This window comes from Streptomyces sp. NPDC054047, from assembly GCF_055585065.1.
Genome location: NZ_JBVJKV010000011.1, coordinates 48,308 through 72,119, shown reverse-complemented (window position 1 = coordinate 72,119; position 23,812 = coordinate 48,308). Strand labels below are relative to the sequence as shown.

General features: G+C 70.5%; 20 protein-coding genes and 1 riboswitch. Of the genes, 8 read left to right on the top strand and 12 right to left on the bottom strand.

Annotated elements, in window-relative coordinates:
• Positions 1–44: 44 nt before the first annotated feature.
• Positions 45–2,597 (bottom strand): ATP-dependent DNA helicase, encoded by a 2,553-nt coding sequence (locus ACZ6ZP_RS32640; RefSeq protein ID WP_366464482.1) that lies wholly within the window; start codon positions 2,595–2,597, stop codon positions 45–47.
• A gap of 253 nt (positions 2,598–2,850) precedes the next feature.
• Positions 2,851–3,007: riboswitch (cyclic di-AMP (ydaO/yuaA leader) on the top strand.
• A gap of 8 nt (positions 3,008–3,015) precedes the next feature.
• Between ACZ6ZP_RS32640 and ACZ6ZP_RS32635 the strand changes: the two genes are divergently transcribed.
• Positions 3,016–4,218 (top strand): C40 family peptidase, encoded by a 1,203-nt coding sequence (locus tag ACZ6ZP_RS32635; protein ID WP_469409395.1) that lies wholly within the window; start codon positions 3,016–3,018, stop codon positions 4,216–4,218.
• A 107-nt stretch (positions 4,219–4,325) separates the two neighbouring features.
• Here ACZ6ZP_RS32635 and ACZ6ZP_RS32630 read toward each other — a convergent pair whose 3' ends face one another.
• Positions 4,326–4,679: a hypothetical protein gene (locus ACZ6ZP_RS32630; protein WP_351172165.1), complete on the bottom strand. Its 354-nt coding sequence runs from the start codon at positions 4,677–4,679 to the stop codon at positions 4,326–4,328.
• A 320-nt stretch (positions 4,680–4,999) separates the two neighbouring features.
• On the opposite strand from ACZ6ZP_RS32630, the gene ACZ6ZP_RS32625 reads away from it, so the two are divergent.
• Both ACZ6ZP_RS32625 and ACZ6ZP_RS32620 read left to right on the top strand, forming a co-directional pair.
• Positions 5,000–6,043: a C40 family peptidase gene (locus ACZ6ZP_RS32625; RefSeq protein ID WP_468613852.1), complete on the top strand. Its 1,044-nt coding sequence runs from the start codon at positions 5,000–5,002 to the stop codon at positions 6,041–6,043.
• Between the two features lie 121 nt (positions 6,044–6,164).
• A complete protein-coding gene (locus tag ACZ6ZP_RS32620; protein WP_469409392.1) occupies positions 6,165–6,803 on the top strand; it encodes a hypothetical protein in 639 nt (212 codons plus the stop codon).
• A gap of 28 nt (positions 6,804–6,831) precedes the next feature.
• On the opposite strand, the gene ACZ6ZP_RS32615 is transcribed toward ACZ6ZP_RS32620, so the two are convergent.
• Both ACZ6ZP_RS32615 and ACZ6ZP_RS32610 read right to left on the bottom strand, forming a co-directional pair.
• Positions 6,832–7,653 carry a LuxR C-terminal-related transcriptional regulator gene (locus ACZ6ZP_RS32615; protein ID WP_468613848.1) on the bottom strand — a complete coding sequence of 274 codons (822 nt, stop codon included), beginning with the start codon at positions 7,651–7,653 and terminating at the stop codon, positions 6,832–6,834.
• Entirely contained in the window at positions 7,650–8,939 is a 1,290-nt protein-coding gene (locus tag ACZ6ZP_RS32610) for an ATP-binding protein (RefSeq protein ID WP_351172153.1), read from the bottom strand. Before ACZ6ZP_RS32610 ends, ACZ6ZP_RS32615 begins: the two co-directional genes overlap by 4 nt.
• A gap of 183 nt (positions 8,940–9,122) precedes the next feature.
• On the opposite strand from ACZ6ZP_RS32610, the gene ACZ6ZP_RS32605 reads away from it, so the two are divergent.
• Positions 9,123–10,460 carry a PspC domain-containing protein gene (locus tag ACZ6ZP_RS32605; protein WP_469409388.1) on the top strand — a complete coding sequence of 446 codons (1,338 nt, stop codon included), beginning with the start codon at positions 9,123–9,125 and terminating at the stop codon, positions 10,458–10,460.
• Positions 10,447–10,734 (top strand): hypothetical protein, encoded by a 288-nt coding sequence (locus ACZ6ZP_RS32600; RefSeq protein ID WP_468613844.1) that lies wholly within the window; start codon positions 10,447–10,449, stop codon positions 10,732–10,734. Before ACZ6ZP_RS32605 ends, ACZ6ZP_RS32600 begins: the two co-directional genes overlap by 14 nt.
• 74 nt (positions 10,735–10,808) lie before the next feature.
• Here the strand turns inward: ACZ6ZP_RS32600 and ACZ6ZP_RS32595 are convergent, their stop codons facing one another.
• The 3 genes from ACZ6ZP_RS32595 to ACZ6ZP_RS32585 form a co-directional block, all read right to left on the bottom strand.
• A complete protein-coding gene (locus tag ACZ6ZP_RS32595; RefSeq protein ID WP_351172144.1) occupies positions 10,809–11,333 on the bottom strand; it encodes a DoxX family protein in 525 nt (174 codons plus the stop codon).
• A gap of 132 nt (positions 11,334–11,465) precedes the next feature.
• The gene (locus ACZ6ZP_RS32590) at positions 11,466–12,731 is read right to left on the bottom strand and encodes a hypothetical protein (protein ID WP_366464489.1); all 1,266 of its coding nucleotides are present in this window, start codon (positions 12,729–12,731) and stop codon (positions 11,466–11,468) included.
• 160 nt (positions 12,732–12,891) lie between these two features.
• Complete coding sequence (locus ACZ6ZP_RS32585; RefSeq protein WP_351172142.1) at positions 12,892–13,677, bottom strand: class II aldolase/adducin family protein; 786 nt, start codon at positions 13,675–13,677, stop codon at positions 12,892–12,894.
• A 163-nt stretch (positions 13,678–13,840) separates the two neighbouring features.
• Here ACZ6ZP_RS32585 and ACZ6ZP_RS32580 point away from each other — a divergent pair, with 163 nt between their 5' ends.
• The gene (locus tag ACZ6ZP_RS32580) at positions 13,841–14,320 is read left to right on the top strand and encodes a pyridoxamine 5'-phosphate oxidase family protein (RefSeq protein ID WP_361468437.1); all 480 of its coding nucleotides are present in this window, start codon (positions 13,841–13,843) and stop codon (positions 14,318–14,320) included.
• 98 nt (positions 14,321–14,418) lie between these two features.
• Here ACZ6ZP_RS32580 and guaA read toward each other — a convergent pair whose 3' ends face one another.
• Positions 14,419–16,005 (bottom strand): glutamine-hydrolyzing GMP synthase, encoded by a 1,587-nt coding sequence (gene guaA / locus ACZ6ZP_RS32575; RefSeq protein ID WP_351172136.1) that lies wholly within the window; start codon positions 16,003–16,005, stop codon positions 14,419–14,421.
• Between the two features lie 256 nt (positions 16,006–16,261).
• Between guaA and ACZ6ZP_RS32570 the strand changes: the two genes are divergently transcribed.
• Positions 16,262–16,756, top strand: coding sequence for a chorismate mutase (locus ACZ6ZP_RS32570; protein WP_361468433.1), 495 nt, complete (start codon positions 16,262–16,264; stop codon positions 16,754–16,756).
• A 741-nt stretch (positions 16,757–17,497) separates the two neighbouring features.
• Here the strand turns inward: ACZ6ZP_RS32570 and ACZ6ZP_RS32565 are convergent.
• Both ACZ6ZP_RS32565 and ACZ6ZP_RS32560 read right to left on the bottom strand, forming a co-directional pair.
• A complete protein-coding gene (locus tag ACZ6ZP_RS32565) occupies positions 17,498–18,286 on the bottom strand; it encodes a hypothetical protein (protein WP_469409384.1) in 789 nt (262 codons plus the stop codon).
• A gap of 164 nt (positions 18,287–18,450) precedes the next feature.
• Complete coding sequence (locus tag ACZ6ZP_RS32560; protein WP_351172130.1) at positions 18,451–18,876, bottom strand: hypothetical protein; 426 nt, start codon at positions 18,874–18,876, stop codon at positions 18,451–18,453.
• A gap of 249 nt (positions 18,877–19,125) precedes the next feature.
• On the opposite strand from ACZ6ZP_RS32560, the gene ACZ6ZP_RS32555 reads away from it, so the two are divergent.
• Positions 19,126–20,142: an LPXTG cell wall anchor domain-containing protein gene (locus ACZ6ZP_RS32555; RefSeq protein ID WP_351172127.1), complete on the top strand. Its 1,017-nt coding sequence runs from the start codon at positions 19,126–19,128 to the stop codon at positions 20,140–20,142.
• A gap of 137 nt (positions 20,143–20,279) precedes the next feature.
• Here the strand turns inward: ACZ6ZP_RS32555 and ACZ6ZP_RS32550 are convergent, their stop codons facing one another.
• Entirely contained in the window at positions 20,280–22,115 is a 1,836-nt protein-coding gene (locus ACZ6ZP_RS32550; RefSeq protein WP_399984476.1) for a GMC oxidoreductase, read from the bottom strand.
• A 65-nt stretch (positions 22,116–22,180) separates the two neighbouring features.
• The gene (locus tag ACZ6ZP_RS32545; RefSeq protein ID WP_366463638.1) at positions 22,181–23,797 is read right to left on the bottom strand and encodes a succinic semialdehyde dehydrogenase; all 1,617 of its coding nucleotides are present in this window, start codon (positions 23,795–23,797) and stop codon (positions 22,181–22,183) included.
• Positions 23,798–23,812 lie beyond the last annotated feature (15 nt).

Below are 23,812 nucleotides of genomic sequence, written 5' to 3'. Positions count from 1 at the left end.
GCCCGCGCGGCGACCCCGCACAACTCGGGCCGCCGCCTGCGGCGTTAGAGCTTCTCCACCGGCGCGTACCGCAGCAGGAGCCGCTTGGGCTTGGGCTCTCCGAAGTCCACCGTCGCCTCGGCGTTCGCGCCCGTGCCCTTCACCCCGACCACGGTTCCGAGGCCGAACTGGTCGTGCGTGACCCGGTCCCCGATCGCCAGCGCGACCACCGGCTTCTCCGTCGCACGGCGCGTGGCGAAGCCCTGCGCGCCCCCGGTGCGCGAGCGCGACGACGACAAGGAGGAGGCGATCCCGGCCGCGGGTCCGGAGGATGCCGGTGCGCCGACGGAACCCTTCCGCTTCCAGTCCAGGTGGGCCTCCGGGATCTCCTCCAGGAAGCGCGACGGCGGGTTGTACGAGGGCTGTCCCCAGGCGCTGCGCATCGAGGACCGCGTGAGGTAGAGCCGCTCCCGCGCGCGCGTGATGCCCACGTACGCGAGGCGACGCTCTTCCTCCAGCTCCTTGACCTGGCCGAGGGAACGCATGTGCGGGAAGACGCCGTCCTCCATGCCGGTCAGGAAGACGACCGGAAACTCGAGGCCCTTGGCGGTGTGCAGCGTCATCAGCGTGATGACTCCGGAGCCGTCGTCCTCCTCGTCGGGAATCTGGTCCGAGTCGGCGACGAGCGCGACCCGCTCCAGGAACTCGGAGAGGGTGCCCGACACGCCTGTGCCCGCGCCCGCGTCCGCTCCTGCGTCCGCGTCCTCGGTCTCCGCTGCACCTTCACCGGCTTCACCGGCCTCACCGGCGCCACCGACTTCACCGCTGTCCTGCTCGAACTCCAGGGCCACGGCGGCGAGTTCCTGGAGGTTCTCGATGCGCGTCTCGTCCTGCGGGTCGGTCGATGCCTGCAACTCGGCGAGATAGCCGGTCCGTTCGAGCACGGCCTCCAGGACGACGGCGGGACCCGCGCCCGACTCGACGACGGTCCGCAGCTCCTCCATCAGCACGTTGAACCGCTTGACGGCGTTCGCCGAGCGAGCCGCCATTCCGTACGCCTCGTCGACGCGCTTCAGCGCCTGCGGGAAGGAGATCTTCTCGCGCTGCGAGAGCGCGTCGATCATCGCCTCCGCGCGGTCGCCGATGCCCCTCTTGGGTACGTTCAGAATGCGCCGCAGCGGGACGGAGTCCTCCGGATTGGCGAGCACGCGCAGATACGCGAGGACGTCCCGGACCTCCTTGCGCTCGTAGAAGCGGACGCCGCCGACGACCTTGTACGGCAGGCCGACGCGGATGAAGATCTCTTCGAAGACACGGGACTGCGCGTTCGTCCGGTAGAAGATCGCGACGTCACCGGCCTTCGCGTCGCCCGCGTCGGTGAGCCGGTCGATCTCGTCGGCGACGAACTGCGCCTCGTCGTGCTCGGTGTCGGCGACGTAGCCGGTGATGCCCGCGCCCGCGCCCGCGTTGGTCCACAGGTTCTTCGGGCGGCGGCTTTCGTTGCGCTCGATGACGGCGTTGGCCGCGGTCAGGATCGTCTGCGTGGAGCGGTAGTTCTGCTCGAGGAGGATCGTCGTCGCGTTCGGATAGTCCTCCTCGAACTGGAGGATGTTGCGGATCGTGGCGCCGCGGAAGGCGTAGATCGACTGGTCCGCGTCACCCACGACGCACAGCTCGGCGGGTCCCTCGCCCTCGCTGCCCTCGCCGTCCGCGGGACCCACCAGCTCGCGCACCAGGGCGTACTGGGCGTGGTTGGTGTCCTGGTACTCGTCGACCATCACGTGGCGGAAGCGGCGGCGGTAGTGCGCGGCGACGTCCGGGAACGCGCGGAACATGTTGACCGTCGTCATGATCAGGTCGTCGAAGTCGAGGGCGTTCGCCTCGCGCAGCCGCGACTGGTACATCGCGTACGCCTGGGCGAGCGTCTTCTCGAAGCCGTCGGCGGCCTGGCCCGCGAAGGTCTCCTCGTCGATCAGCTCGTTCTTCAGGTTCGAGATCTTGGCGCTGAAGGACTTCGGCGGGAACTTCTTCGGGTCGATGTCCAGGTCCCGGCAGACCAGGGCCATCAGCCGCTTGGAGTCGGCGGCGTCGTAGATCGAGAAGGAGGAGGTGAAGCCGATCGTCTTCGACTCGCGGCGCAGTATCCGCACGCACGCGCTGTGGAACGTCGACACCCACATCGCGTTGGCCCGCGGCCCGACGAGCTGCTCGACGCGCTCCTTCATCTCGCCCGCGGCCTTGTTCGTGAACGTGATCGCCAGGATCTGCCCCGGGTGCACGTGCCGCTCGGCCAGGAGATACGCGATGCGGTGCGTCAGGACCCGGGTCTTGCCCGAGCCCGCGCCGGCGACGATGAGCAGCGGGGAGTGTGCGTGCACGACGGCCGCTCGCTGGTTCTCGTTCAGCCCGTCGAGCAGGGCCGCCGGGTCGATCACCGGGCGGGGGGCGCCGCCGCGGTAGTGCGCGTCCCGGGGTGTGGGCGCGTCGAACTTCCCGTCGAACAGATCATCCGGAACGGATTCCGGGGCACTGTCCTCGGGCGGCGGCGGGGGCTCCTCCTCCGAGGCCCGCGAGGGCTGGAGGTCCGCCAGGAAGCTGTCATCAAAGAGGCTGCTCATCGCCTCCCGAGTCTAGGCGGCCCCACTGACAACCCGCCCCGGGTTCCGGCCACCTCACCCCGCCTACGCCCGCCTACGCCCCGCCCGCGGACGGTCACGCTCCGCCATGGCACGGCGTGCCCGCGTCAAGAGCTTCGTAAAGTAACGAAAACGTATCGGGCATATCGAACATCAACCTTCACACGGGCCACACGAATTGGCTAGGTTGCTGCCCGGGCCGCTCGCACTCCCACCGGCGAACCCCGCCGGGAACGGGTGGCCTCCGCCGAGTTCGATCTCCTCGGAGCCGGGGACCCACTTTGAACTTGGGGTGAATCGGTCCCGTACGAAGTACGGGACTGTAGGGCAACCTTCCGGAACCACCCGCCCGAACCCGACAGCTAACCCGGTAGGCGGTCTACGGAAGGAGTCGCCTCCCTTGGCGTCGCACCGCAAGCCGCGGACCCGCATGGCCGGCCTACGCGCCACTCCCGCCCTCGGCATCACGACGGCGGCCCTCACCTCCGTGGCCCTGCTGTCACAGAGCGCGCAGGCAGCACCGTCCGCTCCGCAGAAGCCCAGCCTCGAAGAGGTCCAGAAGAAGGTCGACGACCTCTACCACCAGGCGGGCGTCGCCACCCAGAAGTACAACTCGGCCAAGGAGCGCACCGACAAGCAGCGCAAGAAGGTCGACACACTCCTGGACGACGTGGCCAAGCGCACCGACAAGCTGAACGAGGCCCGCCAGGAGCTGGGCACGTTCGCCGCGGCCCAGTACCGCACCGGCGGCGTCTCCGAGACCGCCACGATGATGCTCGCCGACGACCCGCAGGGGTACTTCGACCAGAACCACCTGTCGGACCGGCTCACCGCGCGCCAGAAGAAGGCGGTCGACGACTACCAGACGCAGCAGGCGTCGGCTACGAAGCAGCGCACGAAGGCCGCCAAGAGCCTGGAGACGCTGAGCGACTCGCGGGACGACCTCAGGACGAGCAAGCAGACCGTCCAGAAGAAGCTGGGCCAGGCGCGCACGATGCTCTCGGAGCTGACCGCCGAGGAGAAGGCGCGGCTCGCGGCGATCGAGAAGAAGAAGGAAGAAGAGGCCAAGCGCAAGGCCGCCGAGCTGGCCCGCAAGCAGGAGGCCGAGGCGGAGGCCAAGCGCAAGGCGGCGGAAGAGGCGGCGGCCAAGGAACGCGAGCAGAACAAGGAGACCCCGGACTCCGGCTCCGACACCGGCACCGACACCGGCACGGGTTCCGGCTCCGGCTCCGGTGACACGGACAGCGGTTACGCGACGAAGGCCGCGAAGGTGATCAACTTCGCGGAGGCGCAGATCGGCAAGCCGTACGTGTGGGGCGCCACCGGCCCCGACTCCTACGACTGCTCCGGGCTCACCCAGGACGCGTGGAAGGCCGCGGGGATCTCCCTGCCGCGTACGACGTGGGACCAGGTGAAGGTCGGCACGACCGTGAAGACCGCCGACGCCAAGCCGGGTGACCTGGTCTTCTTCTACGACGACATCAGCCACGTAGGGATCTACATCGGCGACGGCAAGATGATCCACGCCCCGAAGCCGGGCGCGAACGTCCGCGTCGAGTCGATCTACTACATGCCGATCCACAGCGTCGTGCGACCCGCGTAACCGTCACACACACGAGAAAACGGCCCTCCACGCGCGCGTGGAGGGCCGTTTTTCTGCGGCTCGGGTTCTGCGGGCCGGTTTCTACGGGCCGAGTTCTGCGGGCCGGGTCAGGTCCACAGCACCGCGATGAAGATGTTCACGACGGTCAGCAGCCCGACGGCGCCGAACATCGCCTTGTCCACCTTCTCCTCGTCCCGTTTCACGTAGACCAGCGCGAGGATCACGATCAGCACGGCCATCTTGATGCCGATCTTGACGTTGTTGACCGGATTGTCGTCCGCCTGGTTGAGACCCACCAGGATCACGCCCGTGACGAGCATCGTCAGCGCGCCGTGCAGCATCGCCGGGTTGAAGCGGGCCGTGCCCTGGCCCATCTGCTTCATCTGGGTAAGGAAGCCGCCCAGGAGGGAGGCGATGCCGATGATGTGCAGGCCGACGAAGAGATGGGTGAGAACGTCCATGGTTCCGGAGCCTAGCCGGGGCCTTATCACCGCTCCGTAGCCAGGTGGGCCCCAAGCGGCGCATCGGTCACACGCGTACGCGAAGGGTCCTCGCCCGAGAGATCGAACAGCCACATACGGTCACCGTCTAGAACACTTGCGTCAGTTGTGCACAATCCGCCACCAAGCCGTGACGGCCAGGTTTAGCGTCCTTCGTCAGGTGACCGGCTCCCCACCGCCGCCCGGACCAGGGGCGGCAGTCGGACACCACCGCCGAGAATCCGGCGGCGGTCCGCTCCCCCTGTGCGGGCCGCCGCCGGACCCTTAAGGAGCCCCCCTTCGTGGCAGCGCACCGCAAGCCCAGACAGCGCTCGCTCAGTGGCCATACGGCCCGCACCGCCGCCACCATCGCCCTCGCGGGGGCCGCCACGGCCACCGCGTTCGACGGGACAGGACACGCGGATCCGCGGCTCAGTCCGGCCGAGGTGAAGTCCAAGGTCGACGCGCTCTACCGCGAGGCGGAGATCGCCACCGAGAAGTACAACGGCGCCAAGGAGAAGGCCGAAGGCGCCGAGAAGTCCCTGCGCGAACTGCGGGACGAGGCGGCCCGCAAGACGGAGAAGCTCAACTCGGCACGCGAGGGCCTCGGTTCGATCGCCGCCGCGCAGTATCGCAGCGGCGGCATCGACCCGGCCGTCCAGCTCGCGCTCTCCTCCGATCCCGACCAGTACCTCGAGCGCGCCGCGCTCGCCGACCGGGCGGACAGCCGCCAGGCCGCGGCCGTGGCCGGAGTGCGCAAGCAGCTCCAGGAGGTCGACCAACTGCACACCGAGGCCGACGGGACTCTGGCGCACCTCAAGTCCCGCCAGGCGGAGCTGAAGAAGCACAAGAAGACGGTCAACGGAAAGCTGGACGCGGCCAAGCGGCTCCTGTCGCAGCTCACCGGCGACCAGCGCGCGGAGCTGGCGGGCGAGGACAGGGCGTCCCGCACCGCGGGCCGCGACGGCGTCTCGGGCGCCCCGGCCAAGGCGCCCAACGCCCGTGCCTCAGCGGCCGTCTCGTACGCCCACAAGGCCCTCGGCAGCCCGTACGTATGGGGCGCCACCGGTCCCAACGCCTTCGACTGCTCCGGGCTCACCCAGGCCGCCTACCGGTCTGCGGGGGTCGACCTGCCGCGCACGACGTACGCGCAGATCGCGGCGGGCGAGCGGGTCCCGCGCTCCCAACTCCAGCCCGGCGACCTGGTCTTCTTCTACCAGGGCATCAGCCATGTGGGGCTCTACGTGGGCAACGGCCAGATGATCCACGCCCCGAACCCGAGCGCTCCGGTACGTCTCGCCCCGATCAGCCAGATGCCCTTCGCGGGCGCGACGCGGGTGGCGTGAGAGGTCACGTGAGGGGGGCGCAGGCCGTTGTCGGCGGGGCGCGGGGCATCGCGGGCAGGGTGTTGTAGGGCACTGCGGGCGGGGTGAGAAGCCTTGTGGACCCGGAGGTACTGTCAGGGCCATGCCCCGCCGTACGCTGCCGCCCCCTCCGCCACCTGCCTACCTGCGCACCTGGCAGGACCGGAACGCGCTGCTGCACGACCGCGGCATGGCACTCGAAGCGCTGCGCAGGCAGATCATGGGCGTGCACCGAATCCTGCTGCTCTGGCTGTTCGCGCTCGGCTGTGTCGTCGGCTGGGCGCTCCTGACGGTGCCGCTCGAAATGATCGAGGACCACGACGTGATGGCCTTCGTCATGGTCCCGCTCTGCGCGGTCCTGGGCCTCGGGGCCCTCGTGCCCTGCGTGATCGGCGTCGTCGTCGGTATCCGCAACGACCGGAAGGCCCGCGAACTCACCGACAGCTGGCTGGCCCTGGACAGCCACCCGGCGTCGGACTCCGCTCTCCGCTCCCCCGGCCTCAGCCTCTGCTGGCTCCTCTCGTCCCTCCTCGTGTGCGCACTCGGCCTGTGGGCGTCGTTCGCGGCCGCCGCCTACGCCGAGCCGGGACGCGACTCGTACAGCGACGTCGCGCTCGGCATGGGCACGGGCCTCATCTTGTGGCTGACGGGCCTCATCGGCATCACCAAGGCGGTGGGCCACTACCGCTGGGCGATACGGAAGTTGGGCCCCGCCCCCGCTGCGAACGGCGCGCACCGCTAGCCAGGACCGCCCCCGGCCGCGGGGACCGTCAGACCAGCCGCCGCGCCGTCGCCCACCGCGTCAGCTCGTGCCGGTTGGACAGCTGCAGCTTCCTCAGCACCGCCGACACATGCGACTCGACCGTCTTCACGGAGATGAAGAGCTGCTTGGCGATCTCCTTGTACGCGTACCCCCGCGCGATGAGCCTCAGCACCTCGCGCTCGCGCTGCGTGAGGCGGTCCAGGTCCTCGTCGACCGGGGGCGCGTCGGTCGACGCGAAGGCGTCGAGGACGAACCCGGCCAGGCGCGGCGAGAAGACCGCGTCGCCGTCCTGCACCCGGAAGATGGAGTCGACCAGGTCCGTACCGGTGATCGTCTTGGTGACATAACCGCGGGCACCACCGCGGATGACTCCGATGACGTCCTCGGCGGCATCCGACACGGACAGCGCGAGGAACCGCACGGGCCGCTCGGCATCGGACATCAACGGCGCGCACCTGCGCAGCACTTCGACCCCGCCGCCGCCCGGAAGATGCACGTCGAGGAGCACGACCTCGGGACGCGTCGCCGTGATGACCGTGACCGCCTGGTCGACGTCCGCCGCCTCGCCGACGACCTCGACACCGGTGATCGCGGTCCTGCCGATCTCCGCCTGGACGCCCGTGCGGAACATCCGGTGGTCGTCGACGAGGACGACGCGCGCACGGCGGCCCTCCTGGTCACCGCCCACGGCACCACTGGCCGCGCCAGCCCCACCGGCGGCCTGAGCCGGTTCATTCGCCCCGGCAGACGTGTTCGCTTCGGCCGCGGACGGTTCGACTGCTCCGTCCGATCCACCCCTGGGCCCCACGGGCTCGCTCGCGTCGCTCATGTCGTCGCCGTCCTCTCCATCTCCAGCTCGACTTCCGTGCCGCCCCCCGGCACCGCGCGCAGGCGCGCCGTGCCGCCGTTGCGCTGCATACGGCCGATGATCGATTCTCGTACGCCCATGCGGTCGTCCGGCACGGAATCCAGATCGAAGCCGGGGCCACGGTCCCGGACGGACACGAACACCGTCTCCCCCTCGACTTCGGCGAAGACCTGCACCGCACCGCCCTCGCCACCGTACTTGGCGGCGTTCACCATTGCTTCCCGCGCGGCCTGCGCCTGCGCCGTCAGCCGGTCGTCGAGCGGGCAGTCGCCGACTATGACGACCTCGATGGGGACGCCGTGCTTGTCCTCCACCTCCGCGGCGTCGCGCCGGACCGCTTCGGCGAGGGTGTCGGGCTCATCCGCCTCGTCCTTGCCGGTGCCCTCCGGTTTGTAGAGCCATTGACGCAGGTCGCGCTCCTGGGCGCGGGCCAGGCGGCGCACCTCTGAGGCACTCTCGGCATTGCGCTGGATGAGGGTCAGGGTGTGCAGGACCGAGTCGTGCACATGGGCGGCGACCTCCGCCCTCTCCTGGGCGCGGATACGCATCAGCCGCTCCTCGGAGAGGTCCTGCATCATGCGCACGAGGTAGGGGCCAGCGAGCAGCGCGACGCCGACGAGCACCGCCAGCGCGGCCTGCAGCACGGAGCTGAGGTGCGAGGTGGAGCCCTGCAGCACGAAGATGCCGGAGACACCGGCGCCGACGAGCAGCACTCCGGCCCCCGCGCGGGCGATGGTCAGGGTGCGCCTGCGGCGGCCGACGGCCATCCAGCGGGCCCTGCGGGCGTTGTCCGCCTGCCGCCAGACCAGGGCGACACCGGCGGCGACGAGCAGGGTCGGGACCAGATAGGCCTTGGTCGAGCTGCCCAGATCCACGTTCCCGACGAAGACCATGGCGACGATGACCATCGCCAGCAGCGCGACGAGCTGGCCCTTGTCCGGCTTGCGGGCCACGAGTCTGCGGCGTCCGTCGGACGCCGTCTCGGTGGTGACGGCGGTGGGCGGGCGCTCGGCGTCGACCCCGCCGACACCCAGCGGCACGAAGAACCAGAACGCCGCGTACAGCAACGCACCCAGCCCGTCCGCCATGAACAGACCGACGAAGATCAGCCGCACCCAGACCACGGGCAGCCCGAGATGACCGGCGAGGCCGCGAGCGACACCGCCGAGCCAACGGCCGTCACCGCTGCGATAGAGCTTTCGCAGCGGCCGCTCGTCTTCGATGGATACTGCTGCGGCTTCCGGCATGTCTCCGATATTCACACGCGTACGCGGGCGCGGGCATCAGGGTCGACCCCCGAGACGTCCCTGATCTCCGACCCGGACGGCGGGGCGCGGAGGTCGGGGCAGGGACGTGTCAGGGGCGATCTCAGGGTTCGGCCAGGGTTGTCCCGACTGCCGCGGCGGCCTCGGGCCCGTCACCATGGACACATGACAGACGAGCAGCCCGCCGGGACGGGCCCGCAGGCCGCACCGCGCGACCACCTTGCCGCCACGGCGCGGGAGCCGGGCGGGCCGTGGGACGTGCGGGCCTTCCGCCGCGATCGGCGGCACAAAAGGCTGGGCGGCGTGTGCGCGGGGCTGGGTCAGCACTGCGACATGGATCCGGTGATCTTCCGGATCGGGCTCGCGCTCCTCTCCGTCACCAGCGGGCTCGGCCTTGTCTTCTACGGCTTCGCGTGGCTATTCGTCCCCTTCGAGGACGAGGAGGAGAACGAGGCGCGTCGGCTCCTCTCCGGCCGGGTGGACGGCCAGGCCCTGACGGCAGTGCTCTTCGCCCTCGTCGGCTGCGGCGTCTTCCTCTCCCTGCTGAACAACGGCGGGGCCCTCACCTTCGCGGCCGTCCTCGCCCTGCTCCTCGCGGGCGCGGGGTACTGGTCGCAGCAGCGCGGCACGACCGATCCCGACCCGGTGGCGGCCCAGGCCGTGGCGGACGCACCGCCCGAGGCGAAGGCTCCACCGGTGGCCGGTGTCCCGTCGTGGTGGCGGGACCCGATCGTCAAGGACGGCACCCACGACGGGATCTCGGGCTACTTCTGGGGGCCCGAGGGCGTGACCGTCCAGTATCAGCCCGACCCACCGCACGGGCGGATACGGCAGCGGGAGCCCGCGGCGGCCCCCCGGCCCCAGCAGCGCGGCCCCCGTTGGATCGGTGGCTCCGTCTTCCTGGGAGCGCTGCTCGCCGGCGGTCTCGGCACCGGCCTCACCTGGGAGGAGCAGCCGCTCGGCACCAGCCTGCAGGCCGGCCTCGCCCTCGCCCTCGCCGTGTTCGGCATCGGCATCGCTCTCAGCGCCTTCCTCGGGCGCACCGGCGTGGGCTCGATCGTGCTCGCGGTGATCACGGCCGGGCTCCTCGCGGGCTCCGCCGCACTGCCCAAGGACATCAGCACCAGTTGGGCGGAGACGGAGTGGCGGCCGACCACGGCGGCACAGGTCGCGCCCCAGTACGAACTGGGGTCGGGCATCGGCACGCTCGACCTGACCCGCGCCGGTCCCGGCAAGGGCCGGACGCTGAGCACCAGCGCCGAGGTGGGGGCCGGGCAGGTGAAGGTGATCGTGCCGAAGGACAGCACGGTGAAGCTGAACGTGGAAGTGGGCATCGGCGACATCCAGTTGCCGGACGATCCCAAGAGCGACGTGGACATCGCTCCGGGCAAGGAGAAGTCGGTGACGCTGAATCCTCCCGCGGACAGCAAGGACGGCGGCACGCTCGAGCTGCACATCGAAATGGGCATCGGACAGGTGGAGGTGAGCCGTGCTACGTCATGAGTTCCATCCCGGCAAGCTGGTCCTCGGCCTCTTCCTCCTGATCACGGCCATCGCCTATGCGGGCGACGCGGGCGGCGTCTGGGACACGCCGTGGTTCGTGGCGTTCCCGCTCCTGCTGGCGGGGCTGCTGCTCGGCGGCGCGGCGGCAGCCGTCTCGTACGGCGTACGCGGCCGGCCCACCGCCCGCTCGGCGGACCGCGCCCCGAGCCGACCGGCGGACACCACAGCCGACCGGATACCCGACCGCCCGGGCGACGACTCCAAAGACGCCTAGCCGACCCTGCCGGGACCGACCAGGCCCACGGCTCGGCCAAGCCCGACCCATCCCGCTTCGGCCCGTCGGACGGCTCAGCCGAGCCCCGAACTGTATTTGCGCCGGTTCGCGATCATCGCGTCGACCGAGAAGATGGATGCCCCCGCGAGGATCAGCGGGAGCCAGGCCATCAGGTAGGCCAGGTCGTTGCCGTAGTAGTAGGGCTCGGTGGACCAGCTCACGGTCAGCCAGAGGCTGAGCGAGATCAGCGCACCGCCGAGCGCGGCGATCCGGGCGAAGAGGCCGACGAGGGTGCCGATGCCGACGGCCAGTTCACCGAGGGCGATGGCGTAGCCAAAGCCGACGGGGCTCTTGAGGGAGAGGTCGACGAGGGCCGGGACGGCGGAGATGTCGCGGACGCCTTCCATCATCTCGCCGATGGACCCCGCGCCGCTGGCCGACATGAAGGCGCTGTCGGTGAGCTTGTCCAGGCCCGCGTAGATGAAGGTGACACCGAGGAAGATCCGGAGCGGGAGCAGGGCGTATCGGGAAGCGCTCTCCCGCCAGCCGCTGCTTCTGACGTAGCTGGTGTGGCTGTCGGTACGCATGCCGTGCGCCATCGCTCTCGCCGCCTCTCCCGTTGACCCGCTTCGCCCGTGGACCCGTCATCTGACGATACGTACGAACAAGGGGGCCTGCTCAGTGGCTTGCACCGAATTCGCGAGGACCGGCCCGGTGCCGGGCCAAGGTCCTCAGTCCGTGACGTCGATCGTGCAGTGGTTCGTCTCCACGCCCGCGGCGGTGATCACCTGGACGTCGACACGCCCCGGCTCCACGTCGACCGGGACGGGGACGGTCAGGGCCGCGTCGGTCGGGTTGGTGAAACCGCCCGGCACGGGGACCAGCGGCACATGGACGTGCACGGTTCCGATGCGAACGACCATACGGGCGAGCCGATCGGCGGTCTGCGCGCCGGGGGGCACGAATCCGGCGCCGCGGATCTCGATGTCGTCGCCGGTGCGGATGGGGGCGTCGAGGTCGCCCGCCTCGCGGGCGCGCACCACGGAGAGGATCACGGGCCGACCGCCCTCGGCGTACTTGCCCGCGAGGTATGTGGCCGCCGACACCAGGACGAGGAGGGCAAGACCCCACGGCAGATCGGGCAACTGTTCGGGGCGGCGCGCGAGGCGTACGGCGGCGAAGACCACGGCGACGGCGCTGACCAGCACGTACTGCGCGTCCGCGAAGCTGCCGCGGCCCGCGTCGTCGGTGAGCAGGTCGGCGGCCCGTGGGCGGTCGGCGGGCACCTTCTGCAGCCGCTGGCCAAGGACGCGCAGGCCCACCACACGGCGTACGAGCACGGCCACCGCGCAGACCACGGCGAGGACGGTCACGGCCCCGGCGGCGCGGGCCAGGTCGAGACCGGCGATCAGCTCGTCCCGCTCGCGGTGCCCCGAAGCCCCGGCGAGCTCGCCCACGAGGACGAGCACGGCGAAGACGACGAGGAGGACCCAACAGGCGGCCACCGCGCGGGAGGTGGAGAGGCGGTTGTCCTCGCCGATCAACGGCGCGAGTACGCCGCCGCGTGTCCGGTGCGCGTATCCGGCGGCGGTCAGCAGAGCGGCGACGATCGCGGCCGCGAGCACCCCGGCGGTGCGGGCGATGGTCCACCCGGTGCCGATCGCGGTGAGCGCCTGGACCAGGAGCAGGACGCCCACGGCCACCCAGACGACCACGACGGTGCGCCGCCACAGCAGGCCGAGCCAGGCCTGGCCCTCGGCCCGGCCGCGTTCGGCGACGGCGCGCGCGGACTGGGTGAGCTCGTCCGACACCCACTGCCGTGATGCGCCCGCCGAGTGGGCGACCGCCGCGGGCAGCCCCTGGCCCGCCGCCAGCTCGTCGCGTTTGGCGAGGAACGCGGCCACGGCACGCCGATGCCCCTCGCGCGCGCCGTGCGGGCAGTCGCCGCATGTGCAGCCGCCCCCGTGTGCGCCCTGCCGCGCCTCCTGCACCGCCACCACCGCGTACGCCGCCTTCCCCGCCCTCGTTCGTACACCGAAACGTGAACTTCCTTGCGATGAAAGGGGATTGTGCCGTACTGGAAGGCGATCAGGTTCCTCGGGTCAGGTCAGCGAGGGTGATTGCCCCGCGCTCGTGTTGACGGCGGAGATCATCGGCTCAGGCCAGCAGATCCGGTTCGCTGCGGCTGATGTCCTGCCACAGGGACTGGTAGTTGATCCACGCGACGAGATCGCTGCCGAGCTGCTCGCGGGTCGCCACCGCCTGCTTGTGACCGATGAGGATCGGGCGGCCCGCGGCCCGCGCGCTCAGCTGGACCTGGCAGGAGCGCTCCATCGTGAGGAACCACCAGGCGGCGGCGTCGACGGAGTCGCCGACGGTGAGCAGCCCGTGGTTGCGCAGGATGACCGCCTTGTGGTCGCCGAGCGCGGAGGCGATCCGCCGGCCCTCGTCCGCGTCGACGACGACGCCCGTGTAGCCGTCGTACAGCGCGTGGGTCTCGTAGAAGGCGCAGGACTCCTGAGTGATCGGGTCCAGGAGTTCGCCGAGCGTGGACAGGGCGCGGCCGTGCAGCGAGTGGCAGTGCGCGACGGCGACGACGTCGGGCCGCGCCAGGTGTGCCTGCGCGTGCACGGTGAAGGCGGCCTGGTTGACGTGGTGGCGGCCCTCGACGACCTGCCCGTCCGCGTTGGCGAGGACCAGATCGCCGACGGTGACGTGCTTGAAGGGCATCCCGAAGGGGTTCACCCAGAAACAGTCCTCGTGCTCCGGGTCCCGTGCCGTGATGTGCCCGGACACCCCGTCCTCGTATCCGAGCCGCCCGAAGATCCGCAGCGCCCCGGCCAGCCGTTCCTTGCGGTGGCGCCGTTCGTCCGCCAAGGATTCGTGCACCGGCGGCATCGCGAACTGCAACCGCTCGACGGGTATCGGTGTGGGCGCCTGCATGTGTCCTCCATCCCTGACTGTACGGAGCGGAAGTTACCGCCGGTCAGCGCAGGAAGACAGGGGTCCCCTGTGAAGAGAGTGCGCAGCCGGGACGCGGCGCCGGGCCGAGATCGGTGCGTCATGCCGGACAGAAGGTGTCGGGTATTGGCGGGACACTCGCCGCATGACGACGAACTGGGCAGCCTTCAGCGCAGCAGAACCCACCTTCGCGCGGACCGCGGAGGAGCGGTTCGGCCTGTTCACGCACCACGTCCTCGCCACACTCCGCAAGGACGGGTCGCCGCGCACGACCGGGCTCGAAGTCCGTTTCCTGCACGGGGAGTTGTGGCTCGGCATGATGCCGGGCTCGATGAAGGCGCTCGACCTGCGCCGCGATCCGCGCTTCTCGCTCCAGGCGAACCCGGGACCGGGCACGGAGATGGCCGGGGGCGACATCCGGATCTCCGGGCGGGCGATCGAGGCCGAGGACCCCGAGCTCATCGCGCGGTACGTGGGCGAGGTGGACCCGCCGGACCCGGACGCGTTCCACCTCTTCCGCACGGAGCTGACGGAGGTGGTCCGTACGTACATCGAGGACGAGAAGTATCTGGCGGTGCAGCTGTGGAAGCCGGGTGCGCCGGCGCGGACGACCAGGCGGACGTGACGGCAGAACGCCGGTGCCGCCGCCCGGTTCGAGGGGCGGCGGCACCGGCGTTCAGACCTTTGCCAAGTCTGGGAGGGGCCTGCGTCAGGCCCTGTGGACTACTCCCACTCGATGGTGCCCGGCGGCTTGCTCGTCACGTCGAGGACGACGCGGTTCACGTCGGAGACCTCGTTCGTGATGCGCGTCGAGATCTTCGCCAGGACGTCGTACGGAAGGCGCGACCAGTCGGCGGTCATGGCGTCCTCGGACGAGACGGGCCGCAGCACGATCGGGTGTCCGTACGTCCGGCCGTCGCCCTGCACGCCCACGCTGCGCACGTCGGCGAGCAGCACCACGGGGCACTGCCAGATCTCCCGGTCGAGACCGGCGGCGGTCAGCTCCTCGCGGGCGATCGCGTCGGCCTCGCGGAGCAGGTCGAGGCGCTCCTTGGTGACGTCGCCGACGATGCGGATGCCGAGGCCGGGGCCCGGGAAGGGCTGGCGCTGGACGATCTCGTCCGGCAGGCCGAGCTCCTGCCCGACCATCCGCACCTCGTCCTTGAAGAGCTGGCGCAGCGGCTCGATCAGCTGGAACTCGAGGTCCTCGGGGAGGCCGCCCACGTTGTGGTGGGACTTGATGTTGGCGGTGCCGGAGCCGCCGCCGGACTCCACGACGTCCGGGTAGAGCGTGCCCTGGACGAGGAACTCGACGGGCTGGTCACCGGGCGCCTCGGCGACGATCTCCGCCTGGGCCTGCTCGAAGACGCGGATGAACTCGCGGCCGATGATCTTCCGCTTCTGCTCGGGGTCGGAGACCCCGGCAAGGGCGCTCAGGAAGCGCTCCTGGGCGTCGACGACCTTGAGCTGTACGCCCGTGGCCGCGACGAAGTCCTTCTCGACCTGCTCGGTCTCGCCCTTGCGCATCAGACCGTGGTCGACATACACACAGGTCAGCTGCGAACCGATGGCCTTCTGCACGAGAGCCGCGGCCACCGCGGAGTCGACGCCGCCGGACAGGCCACAGATCGCGCGCTTGTTGCCGACCTGCTCGCGGATCGCGGCGAGCTGCTCCTCGACGATGTTGCCGGTGGTCCAGTCGGGCTTCAGGCCCGCGCCCCGGTAGAGGAAGTGCTCGAGCACCTGCTGGCCGTGCGTGGAGTGCATGACCTCGGGGTGGTACTGCACGCCGTACAGCTTCTTCTCGTCGTTCTCGAAGGCTGCGACCGGTACGACGTCCGTGGACGCGGTGACGGTGAAGCCCTCGGGCGCCGCGCTGCACGCGTCGCCGTGCGACATCCACACGGGCTGCTCGGCCGGGGTGCCCTCGAAGAGAGTCGATCCGGACTTGGAGACGTGCAGCGGCGTGCGGCCGTACTCACGGGCGCCCGTGTTGTCGACGGTGCCGCCGAGGGTGGTCGCCATCAGCTGGAAGCCGTAGCACATGCCGAAGACGGGGACACCGGCCTCGAACAGCGCGCGGTCCAGGCGCGGGGCGCCCTCCGCGTACACCGACGAGGGGCCGCCGGAGAGGATGATCGCGGCGGGGTTCTTCGCGAGCATCTCGGAGACCGGCATGGTGCTCGGCACGATCTCGCTGTAGACCCGGGCCTCACGGACGCGGCGGGCGATGAGCTGGGCGTACTGCGCTCCGAAGTCGACGACCAGAACGGTGTCGGGAGCGGCGGCAGCGGGGGACGCTGATGGCACGGCGGCGGCCTTCCGGCGTTGAAGCGTGAGCTTGAGCGTGAGCTGGGGCTCGTGCGTGAGCAGGGGTCTGTTTTGTCGATTCTAACGGGCTCGCGGACACCCCCCTTCGTCGCATCCGACGGAGCCCGGCACGAGCGGGCGGTCGCGGGACGGGGCGTCTCAGTATCCGAGCCGCGGCGGAACCCGTGTTGACCAGGCACGCGCGCGTGGGGGCATACTGGCCCCGTGAACAAGCACCTCGGCTTCCTCTTTACCTATGGCACCCGGCCCGCCGGCTGCCATGGTCGAGCTGCTTGATCCACTGACAAGCGACTTCCCAGGCGCCCCGGGCCGACAAGGCCCGGGGCGTTCTGTCATTTCCGGGCCTTGTCGCTCCGGGGCGCTCCCACCGAGATCCGCCGGGATCACCGAGATCCACCGAGATCCGAGATCCCGAGATCCGCATCCGACAGAGGAGCCCCAGATGACCACCGCCACGACCGACAAGACCGGCGCCCGCACCCCCGAGGCCGCCGACGTGATCGAGGGCGCGCGTGACCGCATCGACGCACTCGACGACCGCATCATCGGTCTCGTACAGGAACGGATGGCCGTGTCGGCCGTCATCCAGGAGGCCCGGATCAATTCGGGCGGCCGCCGCGTCAACCTCTCGCGCGAGATGGAGGTCCTCGGCCACTACAGGGACGCGCTCGGCAAGCCCGGTACGTCGCTCGCGATGACGCTCCTGGAGCTGTGCCGGGGCCGGGTCTGAGCCCCCGCGCAGCTTCGCCCCGGGCCCCCGGACCTGAGTTCGGGTCCGCTCTCACCCGTACGGCGCGTGACCGGGTCCGGAGCGGCTTCGTTGGTCCCGATGTCCGTGCCAGCCAGGGGCGGGCACGGAAAAACCACGCGTGGCTCCGCTGGAGCGATGAGGCGCACACATCGTGTGCGCCGTGGGACCTCGCTCCAGAGACGTGACCGGACGGCAGGGGACAGCAGCCCGGTCACCCAGGGAACGGTCGGCTTCGGGGACGCCCGGAGCCGACCGGCCTCACTCCCTCGACATCCCTCGACGTCCCCCGACGTCCCCCGAAGTCCCTCGACATCCCCCGGCGTCCACCCGAAGTCCCGAACCGTCCGTCCCCCAATGCGCCCCCCAGCCGCCCCCAGCCTTCTCCCGGTCCCCCTGTCCCCGGTTTTCAGCTCTTCCGTCCCCGTGGAAAAGCCCCCAGCTGTCCCTGTTCGTCTGGATCACGTCGAACCGGTTGCGCGGGTCGCCGCGCATCGAGCACGATGCCTAGCAGGACAGGTCGCACGCCCAGCACTGCACAACTCCATTGCCATTGGTCGAGACCACTAGTGCGCCCCTCGTGCGCCGGGTCGGCCACCGGTGGTCGCAGACTCGCGGCGCACTCCCCCCGGCGCCGCTCCGTGGCACCGACGCTGCCCTGACGTCGGTGCTGAAGCCAAGGGCCCCGCGGATCCGTCCCGCGGGGCCCTTCGGTCTGTGCTCCTACTTCGCCTCGGCCAGCTTCGCGAGCTGCGCGTCGACGATCGCGTCGGCGACCTTCGGGTCGGCCTTCACCCCGTCCTGGAACTTCTCGGGCAGGCCGGCGGCCTCACCCTCCTTGTCGGCCTGGGCCGACTCCGGGTCGAAGACGTTCGAGGCACGGAAGGCGACCAGCGTCGAGCCGCTGCGTACGACGGTGACGCGGTCCCGGTCGAGGAACTCACCGGCACGGCTCGCGAGCTTGTACGAGACGGCCTCGTCGCCGCCGACCGGCGCGGGCTGCGGCCTGACGCCGATGTACCGGCGCCCGCCGTCCCCGAACGTGGCGCACTTCCTCGACTTCGTCGCCGTACGCAGCGTGTCCATGGTCTTCTCGGCGTCGGCCTGGCCGTACGCGAGCAGCACGACCTCGGTCGTGGTGGTGTCCGCGACGTCGGTGCTGGTCAGCGTGCGGCTGACGTGCGCCTTCGACTTCGGCGGGGCGGCGGCCGTCAGCATCTCGGCCAGCGGGCGGCACTCGGCCGGGTTCGCACGGGCCGCGGAATCCGCAGGCTCCTTGGAACCCTCGGGCTCCTTCGCGACCTTGTACTTCTTCACGTCGCCCGAGGCGAGAGCCGCCTTCTCCAGCTTCGCCGTGGCGGAGGGGGCGCCCGACTGCGCGGACTTCGACGGCTTCCCGCCCCCGTCACCGTCACCCTTGCCGTCACTGCCGCTGCCGCTGCACGCCGCCGTAAGGCCCAGCACCGCCACGGTCGAAACAGCCACCACGCCACGCGCCACAGCTGACTTCACGTTCCCGCTCCCCCACTCTCGTCTCGCATCGTGCGGAGTCACCCGGTCGTGCAGAGTCACCCGCTCATGCGGAGTCACCCGCACCCCTTCTACGACGGAAGATCGTTACGGACGGTTCCCACCCCCGGAACCGGCCACCACCCGAGAGCCACCGCCAGAGTGAGCTACCGCCAGATCCAGAACCGGAACGGGCTCAGGACCACGATCGCCAGCGCCATGCAGCCCACCACGATCACCACACTCCACACCCGGCGGCTGCGCTCCGAACGCCCGCCGCGCCGCGGCCCGGTCGGCGTGGACCGCCACTCGTCCGGCCGCCACGCCCCGGCCGCCCCCTCCCCCCGCGCCGCCTTGCGCTTCCTGCGCCTGCGGCCCAATACCCGCGAGTCCGCCGCCTGTTGGCGCGCCGCCTCCTCGTCGAGGCGCCGCAGCCGCTCGGCCACCATGCGCGCCCGCGCGGACGGCTCCTTCGGCGCCGAGGTGCGGATGTCGCGCAGACTGTCGCGCTCGAACCGCTCCCACACGTCGTCCGGCAGCTCCTCCGGCATCCCGCCCGGTATCTCGTCCGGTATCTCGTCCGGCTTCGCCACGCCGCCCCCTCCTGCCGCCCCTGGCTCCCGACGGATCGCCGTAGAGCGGAGGAATTTCTACGGCACCCGGCGACAACCGCACAAGCTGTGTGATCCAAGCCACATAAGAATTCTGTGAGTTCCAGGACAACCATTCACAGGGGACACGGGTCATGCATGCGTAACAACGGCCACACCCGCGTCCCCACCGCGGAGGCCTCCACCTCCGTATCGCTCACCAGGCGGTACGCCGGACTCACTGAGGTCTTCATGAAGCTTCGTCGTGTCATGGCCGCAGCGGCCGCGACCGCTGCCATAGCCCCGCTCGCGCTGCTTTCGGCCCCTGCCGCCTTCGCGACCGACGACCCCACGACTCCGCCTCCGAGCACGTCGGCCCCCGCGTCCGAGACGCCGCCGACCACGCCCGGCGAGACGCCGCCCACCACCCCTGGTGAGACGCCGCCGACCACGCCCGCGGAAACGCCGCCCACCACGCCGGCCGAGACCCCGCCGACCACCCCGGCCGAGACGACCCCGCCGGCCGAGACGGAGGAGCCGACCGACGAGCCCTCCGAGGAGCCCACCGAGTGCCCGGTCGACGAGGACGGCACCGACGCCGACTCGAAGCTGGAGCTCGGCCTCTCGGGTCTGCCCGGCAAGATCGTCGCGGGCAGCGGCTGGCACCAGTTCAAGCTGACCGCCTCGAACCCGAGCGACGAGGACCTCGGCGAGGTCCAGTGGCTCGCCGCCGTGGACAACTTCACGGAGAGCGAGGACGAGAAGGACTGGCTCGCCAACTACGCGCAGATCCAGTACTTCAACCCCGACTCCAAGGCCTGGGAGTCCATCTCGGACGAGGTCTCGGGCGGCCTCTACTTCGGCACCACCGAGCTGGGCGCCAAGGAGAAGGTCGACATCAAGCTGCGCCTCAACGTCAGCGCGAAGGCACCGGCCGGCGACGGATACGCGCTCGGCCTCGGCGGCTACCTGGACTCCGAGGCGAACTGCGTGCACAACGCGTTCTCCTTCTACGAGTTCACGGTCCTGAAGCCCGGCAGCGACAACGAGAACCCGGGCGAGGCCGACGAGAACAAGGGCGGCAAGACGCCCGACACCGGCAAGACGCCCCAGGGCGGCGCCAAGGTCATCCCGACCACCGGCAGCCTCGCCGAGACCGGCTCCAGCTCCGTGCTGCCGACCATCGGCCTCGTCGGCGGTGTCGCCGTCATCGCCGGTGCGGGCGCGGTCTTCGTCGTCCGCCGCAAGAAGGCCGACGCCACCGCGTAAGCACGCCGGTATCGGTCCGCCGGACAACGGCACGCCGCTCAGCGGCACCTGAACACGCGAAAGGACCTGCGCTCGGAGGGGGGCGCAGGTCCTTTCGCGTACGTACGTTCCCTGGGGCGCCCCAGGGAAGGGCGTGGCTACTTCTTGGCCGGCACCGCGGGCATTCCCAGGAAGGGAAGCTTCAGCGCGCCGAACGCGTCCGCCGGTACCGCCGGGGACTTCGGCTCGACGGCGGCGAGGCGTACGTACCGCGCGCCCTGTGCGGGACGGGTGTCCTCGGCGCCCTTGTTGGGCCAGAACGACATCGCGCGCTCGGCCTGCGCGGTGATCGTGAGGGACGGGTTCACGCCCAGGTTCGCGGAGACCGCGGCGCCGTCGACGACCGAGATGCCGGGGTGGCCGTAGAGGCGGTGGTAGGGGTCGATGACCCCGGTGTCCGCGGAGTCGCCGATCGGACAGCCGCCCAGGAAGTGCGCGGTGAGCGGGGTGCCCATCAGCTCACCGATGTTCGACCCCGCGAAGCCGTTGATCTCCTTGGCGAGCAGCGTCGCGGCCTCGGTGGCCTCGGGGATCTGCGTCGGGTTGGGCGCGCCGTGGCCCTGCCGTGCGGTCAGCAGGCCCTTGCCGATGCCCTTCTCCTTGCGGTACGTGGTCAGGGAGTTGTCGAGCGTCTGCATCACCAGGCCGATGATGGTCCGCTCCGACCAGCGCCGGTTGGAGAGCGAACGGGCCATCAGCCAGGGGTGCTTGACCGCGTTGCCGAGCCACCCCGCGACGCGCGCCTTGCCGCCCTTGATGCTGTACGGCACCTGGAGGATCGTCATGCCGCCCATCGCGTTGGACTTCTTGCCGTAGCGGACCGGCTCGATGTGCGTGGTGGCGTTCGGGTGGATCGACGAGGTGATCGCGACGCCCTTGGTGAAGTCCACCTTCTCGGCGCCGTGCAGCTTGCGGTAGCGGCGGTCGGTGGTCTGCGAGCCCACCAGCGCCTCGGAGTTCGTGCGGGTCAGCGCGCCGAGCCGCCCCGAGATGCGCGGCAGCATGCCGGTGTCCTTCATGCGGTGCAGCAGCGTCTGCGTGCCGTAGGTGCCCGCCGCGACGACGACCTCGCGCGCCGTGAACGTACGTCCCTTGCCCTTGCGCTTGTTGTCGGTGGGCAGGGTGGCGACGGCGTACCCGCCCCGCGAGTCCTCGGTGACGGTGACGACGGATGTCATCGGGTGGATGACGGCGCCCGCCTTCTCCGCCAGGTAGAGGTAGTTCTCGTTGAGGGTGTTCTTGGCGCCGTGCCGACAGCCCGTCATACACTCGCCGCACTCGCTGCAGGCCTTGCGGGACGGGCCCGCGCCGCCGAAGTAGGGGTCGGGAACTTCCTCGCCCGGCTTGGCCGTTGAAGTACCCGAGGCGTCCTGCTCGTCGCCGAAGAAGACGCCGACCGGCGCCATGTGGAAGCTGTCGCCCACTCCCATGGCCTGGGCGGTCGCCTTCAGGTGGACGTCGGACGGAGTCGTGGTCGGGTTGAGCCGCACCCCGAGCATGCGCTTGGCCTGCTCGTAGTAGGGGCCGAGCTCGTCCTGCCAGTCCGTGATGTCCTTCCACTGCGCGTCGTTGAAGAACGGCGCGGGGGGCACGTAGAGCGTGTTCGCGTAGTTCAGCGAACCTCCGCCGACGCCCGCCCCGGCCAGCACCATCACGTTGCCCAGCAGGTGGATGCGCTGGATGCCGTAGAGGCCGAGCGCCGGTGCCCAGAGGTAGTTCTTGAGGTCCCAGGAGTTCTTCGGGAGCGACTCACGGGTGAAGCGGCGCCCCGCTTCGAGCACGCCGACGCGGTAGCCCTTCTCCGTCAGACGCAGGGCGGAGACGGAGCCGCCGAAGCCGGACCCGACGACGACGACGTCGTAGTCGTACGACGCGTCGTCGTACCCACCCGCCTCACTGTCCGACTGTTTCTGGACAGAGCTCTCCTGTGACATTGACTCTCCTCGTTGAGAACTAACCCCTAGAGAACGGCTCTTGAGGACCCACGCTCGGCTCCCTGCTAGCGCAGCCGCAGGGACTTCATGACCTTCAGGCTCAGGCTCATGAACGCCGCGTACTTCTCGTCGTCCATGCCGAAGGACGGCGCGAGCGGCATCAGGCGCTGGTGCGCGACGGTCTGCGCCTCGGTGTACTTCAGGATGCCCTCGGAGCCGTGCCGGCGGCCGAGGCCCGAGTCCTTCATTCCGCCCATCGGCGACTGCACGCTGCCGTAGGCGGGCGCGAAGCCCTCGTTCACGTTGACCGTGCCGGTGCGCAGGCGGGCCGCGATCTTGCGACCGCGGCTGCCGTCCTTCGTCCAGACCGAGGAGTTCAGGCCGTACGACGTGGAGTTGGCGAGCTCGACCGCTTCGTTCTCGTCGGTGAAGCGGTAGATGGAGACGACCGGACCGAAGGTCTCCTCGCCGCACACCGCCATCGGGGACTCGACGCCGTCCAGGATCGTCGGCTCGAAGAAGAACGGGCCGATGTCGGGACGTGCGACGCCGCCCGCGAGCAGCGTTGCGCCCTTGGCGACCGCCTCGTCGACGTGACGCCTGGTGGTCTCCAGCTGCCGCTCGCCGACCAGCGAGCCCATCTCCGCGCCGTACGCGAGGGAGCGGCCGAGCCGCATCGCCTTCGTCCGCGCCACGAAGCGCTCCACGAACTCGTCCGCGATCGCCTCGTGGACGTACAGCCGCTCGATGGAGATGCAGAGCTGGCCCGCCGACGAGAAGCAGGCGCGCACCGCGCCCGCCGCCGCCTTGTCGATGTCGGCGTCGTGCAGGACCAGCATGGCGTTCTTGCCGCCGAGTTCGAGCGAGACGCCGACGAGCCGGCCCGCCGCGCCCTGGGCGACCTCGCGGCCGACGCGGGTGGAGCCGGTGAAGGAGACGTAGTCGGCGTGCTTGACGATCTCGGGCCCGACGACGGGTCCCTCGCCGAGGACGACCTGGAAGACCTCGGAGGGCAGACCTGCCTCGATGATCAGGTCCCGCGCCCACAGGGCGGTCAGGCAGGTCTCCGTGTCGGGCTTCATCACCAGCGCGTTGCCCGCGACGAGCGCGGGAAGGGCGTCGCCGATGGACAGTTCCAGGGGGTAGTTCCAGGGCGCGATCTGGCCGACCACACCGCGCGGCTGCCGGTTCTCGGTGACCTTCGTGAGGGTCGGTACGACTCCGGTGTGCCGCTTGGGGTTCAGATACGCGGGGGCCTTGCGGCCGTAGTGCCGGGCGGCGACGGCGACGGCCTGGAGCTCCTCGTGCGCGTGCAGCCGGGCCTTGCCGGTCTCCAGCTGGATGAGGTCGAGGACCTCGGCCTGGCGCTGGAGCACCAGGTCGTGGAAGCGGAGCAGGACCGCGGCGCGGCGGCGGACCGGAGTGCGCTCCCAGGCGACCTGGGCCACGCGGGCGCGCTCGAAGGCGGTCGCCACGTCCTCGGGGGTGGACTCGGGCAGGTCGGCCAGCTTCTCGCCGGTGAACGGCGTGTGGTTGGCGGTCCGGCCCGTACCGACCACGTCCCGGGTGAGCTGCGCGATGAGCTCGGGAGTCACCACGTCGGCGGCGGTGCGCGCGCCTTGGGGGGCGGTGGCTATCGGGTTCGTTCCGAGGGGCGCTGCGGTGGCCTGCGAGTCCGTCATGGAGGTGAGCGTAGG